Raw genomic sequence first — 1419 nt, 5'->3', positions numbered from 1 at the left:
CCTTCTACGGGTGGGCCCGCCAGGGCACGCCCATCGCGACGCTGCTGCACCGGCTCGTCGAGCACCCGGCCGGCACCTGGGTGCACGAGCTCGCCGCGACGTCGGCCGACCGGCCCGACGTGACGGTGCTGTACGCGTCGATGACGGCGACGCCCCGCGAGCTCGGCGAGGTGAGCATGACCCTGGTACCGCCGGCGCTGAGCCCGCGCGAGCGCGAGGTGCTCAACGAGCTGGCCCGCGGCGCCACCTACGCGGACATCGCGGCAGCCCTGTTCGTCTCCGAGAACACGGTCAAGACGCACGTCTCCAGCCTGTACACCAAGCTCGCGGCGTCCCGGCGCAGCGAGGCGCTGAAGATCGCGCGGAGCTTCCGGCTGCTGTGACGCCGGGTCAGCCGAACACGACCGCCCAGTCGTCCTTCATGCTCACCGTCGTCCAGCCGAGCCGGTCTGCGGTCGCCGTCACGGGCTCCGAGGCCGCGAGGGTCTGGGCCTGGCTCGCGTAGGCGAACTCCCGCTCGGCGTCGTCGTGGTCCACCAGCAGCGAGAGGTGCGGCCCGTCGCTCGCGGCCGCCCACTCCAGGAGCTCGTGGTCGCCGGCCGAGTTGCCGGCCGCGAGCACCGGGGGCCGGCCGAGCTGCGTCTGGATGTTCGTCACCTTGGCCGCGCCCTCGTTGACGTCGCCCAGCACCCGGCCGGTGCGGCGCAGGACGGGCCGCCCGTGGGAGTCCTGGCCGAGGTCGTAGGCGATCATCGTGCCGACCACCCGCTCGGGCGGGACGCCGTACAGCTCCTGGCTGACGGCGCGGACGAACTCGGTGCCGCCGCCCGTCACGACGCCGACCGTGAAGTCCAGCCCTCGCAGCACGTCCAGCAGCTCGAGCATCGGCTGGTAGCGGACCTTGCTGAGGGGGTGGCCCAGCGTGGGGTGGGCGCCGGAGCCGAGGAACTCGCGCACCTCCCTCGTGAACGCCCGCGGTTCGAGCCCTTGGAAGAGGCCGGCCAGCGCGAGCGCGATGCGTTCGAGCCCGATCTCCCCCACCGCGGCGGTGTCCCCGGCGAGCACGGCGCGGAACTCGGCCTCGCCCGCGAGCGCCGGGTCGTCGCGCACGCGGCGCCGCAGCGCGTCGACGTAGAACTCGTACTGCACGTAGGTGGGGCGTTCGCACCACAGCGTGCCGTCGTTGTCGAAGTAGGCCACGCGGTCCTCGGGCGGGATGCCGGGGGCCTCGGCGAGAAAGCCGAGCAGGGTGTCGCGGGTGGGCCCGGGCCGCCAGGAGGGGAGCTGGTCGGTCATGGCAGCACCTCCAGGAGGGTGGCGCCGGACGGCGGGCCGGCCGCGGCGTCGGCGCGCACGCAGCGGAAGCCGACGTGGCTCATGCCGGTGTCGACGGCCTGGGGCCGGCGGGCGGCGGGCCGG

General features: G+C 74.4%; 2 protein-coding genes. One reads left to right on the top strand and one right to left on the bottom strand.

Annotation, left to right across the window (positions count from 1 at the left end; all coding sequences use genetic code 11):
* On the top strand, positions 1-383 hold a 383-nt coding region (locus tag PROKR_RS32755), incomplete at its 5' end, for a response regulator transcription factor (RefSeq protein WP_036964204.1).
* 7 nt (positions 384-390) lie between these two features.
* On the opposite strand, the gene PROKR_RS13770 is transcribed toward PROKR_RS32755, so the two are convergent.
* Positions 391-1296, bottom strand: a complete 906-nt coding sequence (locus PROKR_RS13770) for a haloacid dehalogenase-like hydrolase (protein ID WP_036964202.1) — start codon at positions 1294-1296, stop codon at positions 391-393.
* Between the last annotated feature and the right edge of the window lie 123 nt (positions 1297-1419).

The organism is Promicromonospora kroppenstedtii DSM 19349, from assembly GCF_000515355.1.
Taxonomy (GTDB): domain Bacteria; phylum Actinomycetota; class Actinomycetes; order Actinomycetales; family Cellulomonadaceae; genus Promicromonospora; species Promicromonospora kroppenstedtii.
The sequence above is the reverse complement of the archived record's forward strand: the minus strand, read 5'-3'. Positions and strand labels throughout refer to the sequence as shown.

What these genes read in the sequence shown, in the direction of transcription:
- PROKR_RS13770 (WP_036964202.1), bottom strand. Translation starts at nt 1,296, where the DNA reads ATGACCGACCAGCTCCCCTCCTGGCGGCCCGGGCCCACCCGCGACACC.